The sequence below is a fragment of the Photobacterium gaetbulicola genome (assembly GCF_003025515.1).
GTDB lineage: Bacteria > Pseudomonadota > Gammaproteobacteria > Enterobacterales > Vibrionaceae > Photobacterium > Photobacterium gaetbulicola.
This window is the reverse complement of sequence record NZ_PYME01000058.1, coordinates 1-4,816: the sequence shown is the minus strand read 5'-3', so window position 1 is coordinate 4,816 and position 4,816 is coordinate 1. Positions and strand designations below refer to the sequence as shown.

5 protein-coding genes are annotated in these 4,816 nt (G+C 45.8%); all 5 read right to left on the bottom strand.

What is annotated here, in order from left to right; all coding sequences use genetic code 11:
• Window positions 1-1,005 (bottom strand): protein rep (locus C9J03_RS26240; protein WP_162845595.1); only part of this gene is annotated, 1,005 nt, incomplete at its 3' end.
• A gap of 213 nt (window positions 1,006-1,218) precedes the next feature.
• Complete coding sequence (locus tag C9J03_RS26230; RefSeq protein WP_107291815.1) at window positions 1,219-1,983, bottom strand: helix-turn-helix domain-containing protein; 765 nt, start codon at window positions 1,981-1,983, stop codon at window positions 1,219-1,221.
• A 285-nt stretch (window positions 1,984-2,268) separates the two neighbouring features.
• A complete protein-coding gene (locus tag C9J03_RS26225; protein ID WP_107291814.1) occupies window positions 2,269-2,943 on the bottom strand; it encodes a helix-turn-helix domain-containing protein in 675 nt (224 codons plus the stop codon).
• Between the two features lie 578 nt (window positions 2,944-3,521).
• Window positions 3,522-4,115 (bottom strand): VC1465 family Xer recombination activation factor, encoded by a 594-nt coding sequence (locus C9J03_RS26215; RefSeq protein WP_107291812.1) that lies wholly within the window; start codon window positions 4,113-4,115, stop codon window positions 3,522-3,524.
• On the bottom strand, window positions 4,108-4,816 hold a 709-nt coding region (locus tag C9J03_RS26850), incomplete at its 5' end, for a hypothetical protein (RefSeq protein ID WP_211300779.1). The genes C9J03_RS26215 and C9J03_RS26850, both read right to left, overlap by 8 nt.

Genomic DNA, 4,816 nt, shown 5'->3' with positions numbered 1-4,816 from the left:
AGCCTGGCTTTTTGTCATTTCGTCCGCCGCATCCCACGTTACGGCATCACCTGATTTCGTTTCCTTCAATTTGCTGTCATCAGCAAACTTGCAGATATATTCGCCTGCAGCTTCGCCGTTACGAATATCCAAGCCATTATCGAGCGTAGGTTTAGGTAACCCAGCGGATACGCAAGACTTTTGCCACTGGACAGCGAGAGCACGAGCCACAGCCTTAGGGAAGTTTTTTTCTGTAAACAGCAAGATATGAATATGGGGATGCCATCCCGCAACACCATGTGTAACCTCAAGAGCCCGAACGCGGCCTAAAAGACCAAATGCCTCAAAAGTATCCTTAACGAAGCGCCGGCCCCAGAAAGATGTTTGCGCCTTTGCCAACTTAGGCAATAACTGATCAATTTGATCTTTAGAGCCATGCTTAACGGTCAAAGTCAGAAGGGAAACATTCAGGCCACGTTTTCCCGCTTCCATCATGGCCTCTCGCATTTCTCCCGCTCGGCGTTCGGCAATCTTTGCCCCACAGACCGGACACGTCCAAACAGAGCCACACTGAACCAAGCCGCCGAAAAAAGCACCTCCTTGCTCGCCTTTCATGATCGCCGCATAACCTTTTGGAAGATTTTTTCCCCCTTCCAGGTTCATGTGATACATGCAACGACAACATTTTGAAACGCGCCAATCGTACCCCAAAACATCACGGCTGACTGACTGTAAACGGTATCTTTCATCACGGGATTCTACCCCCGTTTTTCTATGGCTTTTTTTACCGCTTTTTTTGATTCTAAGTGTTTGAATTTCACCAGTTTCTTGGCTCAAAACCTCGGCGGTTTTGGCCTGCGATTTGGTGTCTAATACCAAGCTCGCTTCGCTCGTCCATTCCGACCACTCGGAAATTAGCGATTCTTGGCCCTCAGGCGAACCAGAATGAACACGGAAAAGCAGCGAAGGATTCGCTTGGGAAGTAAAGCCTTGCGGCTGAGGGGCGGCATTGCTAAGATTACACATGCAACTGGCCCCCCTTTGGCTTGCTTTGGGAAATCGGGGAAATGGTCATTTGTAAAAAACACCTTTTTTGCTTTGCAGTCAGCCGGTCAAAACTAGCTGCAAGGTAAATAAAAAACTCGAAACAACCCAGCGCGCCAACGCTGGGTTTTTTCATGCCTGGAGAAAACTCGTCCCCAGGCAGAAAAGTGTCAGTGTTCAATCGTATAGAGAACACTACGCCGCCTCAACAACATTTTTAAATTGGTTGTCGAGTTCTGGCTTTTCACCACTTAAGTTGTACTGCAAACGTTCGGCCACAGCCTTGGCATCCTTCCCGAACTCACCACTAAATACTCCCAGAGAATTTAGCGAATCCAGAGGGACTAAAAGCTTACCTGTCTTAAGAGCCATCATACGGATGTATTGCACGGCCATGGCTGAAATCAATTTTCCAGCGCGTTCTGAACGAGTACCAGACCAAAAGCCAGACTCAGTTTTACCATCACAATCAGCTCGGAAATTTTCACGAATAGCCGCTTCACCCAGTTCAACCGTATCAATCAAAGACTGGATGCCTTCTTGGCCAAAAATTTCAGGCGACACGGGCATAAGATCAAAAGTCACCTCATCCTCTACAGCCGGTGAAGCCGTCAAAGTAACATAATCACCCAACAGGCCAACCAGCTCCGAAAGGTCTTCCACGTCAACCGGCACGGTTTCCGCTCCCTTACCCATTTTTTCAACCAATCGGCCTTCTAGCTCAGATGCCGCCTTTTCGACTTTTTCTGCCTTCTCTGCCTGACTATTTGATCCGCCAAAATCAAAGCCTTTCTGCTCGAAGAACATTTTGATCTTCTCAATCGCTGATTTATCTAATGCCAACTGGCCGTTTTCGAATTGAGATAAATAACTGCGAGAAATTCCAGTTTCGCCAGAAACAACGGACTGAGTTAGACCAAGACTCTGACGAGCCACCTTTACTTGCTTACTTGTAATCATAAAAAACACCTTTTTTGTATGTGGAACTACCAAAATTTAAAAAATTGTATGTAAATCTCCCATTGGTAGGTTTACAATCACCATGTTAAACAATGTTTGTGGCTAGTGCAATAGGGAAAAAAATGACAGAAACGACTCAAAATAGATTGGTAAGCACATTCAAAAAAAATGAAGAGATCAGCGAACTACTTTCACAGCTGGCCGAAAAGCTAAATCTCCCAGAACGGGAAATAGTGCGAAGGATATGCGAATAAAAAAAAGGAGGCTGATTGCCTCCTTTTCCATTTAATCCACCTGGGATTCTTGCTGACTTTTCACAAACTCGACAAATGCAGGCATCAACATCAACTTGCCGCCTCCACCGAACAACATCCCCAAAAGATCTTTCCCTGTACCTGAACCACTATAAAAATTCTCAAGGCTTGCCTTAGCATCTTTCATCAATGATGTATCCAGGAACGGCTTCCCAGTTTCTGGGTTTATAGCTGAAGTCATCAACTCATCCAACACAGAGACCGCGACCGAAAAGTCATCAATATACTCAGGCATATTATTGTAATGCTCTAAGAAATCAGCCCGATCTTTTTGAGTTAAATCCCCACATGCCATCACAAAAAGAATTTCTTTCATCAGCTCTTTGTTCGAGCGCTTCAAGCGGCTAAATGAAAAAAGCGTCTGCGCCAAATGACAAACTATTTCAGAAGAAGTTTGTTGTAGCCGGTCATTTTTAAAATCGACATTTTTATTTCCCGCAGAAAGAATCTCATTCGGCGTAACTCGAAGAACGGAAGAAAGACTAATCAGTTCTCGCCCATTTGGCAGCCTCTTTCCTTGCTCCAAATCCCTCATAGTTGAACGAGCAATATCGGCCTTCACAGAACAATCAACTTGAGAGAAAGACAAACCTTCTCGCTTCAAGCGAATGAATGAGCCAACATCTTTACTTAAATCATCAGCCATAAATCACCACAAATAAAACTACTATCCCAAGTCTAACAACAGACCTTTTTCAAACATAATGTTTAACCGGTTAAACCGAAAAACAAACACGTGTCGACATCGGTCTAACACGTTAAAAAACACGCTGTAAGCCAGATGCCATAAGGGTTTAACGCGTCAAACACTCCGAACATCCAAACACCTGAGCACGCTTTTTGTTTAACCGCATTTTGGCCTGGCAGGACGCGGGGGATTTTTGCATTCGCTTTACCGTTTTTAACACGCGAACCACCGCCTGGTGATCGCAAGACGTTCCGCTTATCCTCGCCTCTGTCGCTGCGCTCTGTCAGCTGCGGTGCCTCGCATGCCCTTCGGGCATCAAAAGCCCAATCCTTTAAAACCACCATTTTAATAAATCAGCAATTCCTAATCTTTTAAAATAATGATTTTAGAAAGTTGAGAATCATTCCTAACAGTGAAGAATTACAGGTAGTCACTGTTAGGAATAACTATCAAAAAAATAGGTCACGATAATTTCTATTATCGCGACCTTTTGTTGAGAATCATTCTATACACGAAGGAATTTAGATTTCTTCGTATTAAGCCAGTTTTAAAACCACCGCCTCATGATCATGGTTCTGTGTCGGACTTTTGTTTTCAGCCCTGTTCATCGCATCGAGTCCGGCCAGCACACGATAGAGATCATCCGGCCCAATTTTTCGACCATCGGGACTAACCAAAAATCCCGCCTCAAATTTCCAGTCTTGCCACTTGTCCCCCGCACCGTTCAGACCGTTCCTTGCTTGGTGTCGGACTTTTTGAGCGTGTTGAATGACACTTTTCTGGCTTTGCACTTGTTCATTTAATCCTTCAATTTTTGATGGACAGAATTTTTGCTCAAGTGGTGAAATCAGATCGCCTTTCTCAAAAAACCAACCGTCCCAACTTCTCCCATGCTTGCCGGAACGTGGGATAATCCGCTTCTCCAACACTGACAGCCAATAATGAAAAATACACGGATTCATGGGGAATTTACCCGTTTCCCAACGGTTCCAGGTCGCCGTGGTCACATCACACATTTCAGCCGCCTGGGCCTTGGTTAAACCGTATTTTTCCCTGGCCGCTTTTATCCACGCTGGCCCAGCATAGTTAGGCGCCAATTTGTTTTTAGTTGCTGACTTTTTCTTAGGCATGACGCACCCCCGGGAAAAGCTCGACGCTATCTACAACATCCTGAGGCATGATTCGAGTAATACGGGTAGAACAAGACGGACAAAGCGTAGAATCTCCGACATAGGTATGAACATGACCACAGTCAGGACATACCGCAGAGTTAACCCCTAGTTCCGGACGGTGCGCTCGACGGGATACAAAATCCCGATAGTCATCAAACGACATCCCCTTGGCATTAATCAGCGGATAAAGCATCCGAGCCACGGCATCCGCTCCGCCATTTTCGGCCACGGCCAGCGCCGTAGCACGAAGCTCATTTTTATTGAGCACAGCCATCTCTTCACGGTCAACCAGGACAATGACAGAAGACTCTTCTTTCATCTCCTGAACAAGTTGCTCATCAGTCAATTCAACGCCCAATCCCAGCGCGTCACGGAGGCCACGCGACCAGACCAGCTGGCGACGGCCCTTGAATGCCTTGGCATACTCTTCAAAACGAGCTCGATAGAAATTCCGAAGCTGTTCTGAGGTTTCAGGATCCTGAATCACTCGAAGCATATCAAACGGCGTGATATTCCCATGACGGCCCTTTTTAGCCTGGCTTTTTGTCATTTCGTCCGCCGCATCCCACGTTACGGCATCACCTGATTTCGTTTCCTTCAATTTGCTGTCATCAGCAAACTTGCAGATATATTCGCCTGCAGCTTCGCCGTTACGAATA

What these genes read in the sequence shown, in the direction of transcription:
- C9J03_RS26215 (WP_107291812.1), bottom strand. Translation starts at nt 4,115, where the DNA reads ATGCCTAAGAAAAAGTCAGCAACTAAAAACAAATTGGCGCCTAACTAT.
- C9J03_RS26230 (WP_107291815.1), bottom strand. Translation starts at nt 1,983, where the DNA reads ATGATTACAAGTAAGCAAGTAAAGGTGGCTCGTCAGAGTCTTGGTCTA.
- C9J03_RS26225 (WP_107291814.1), bottom strand. Translation starts at nt 2,943, where the DNA reads ATGGCTGATGATTTAAGTAAAGATGTTGGCTCATTCATTCGCTTGAAG.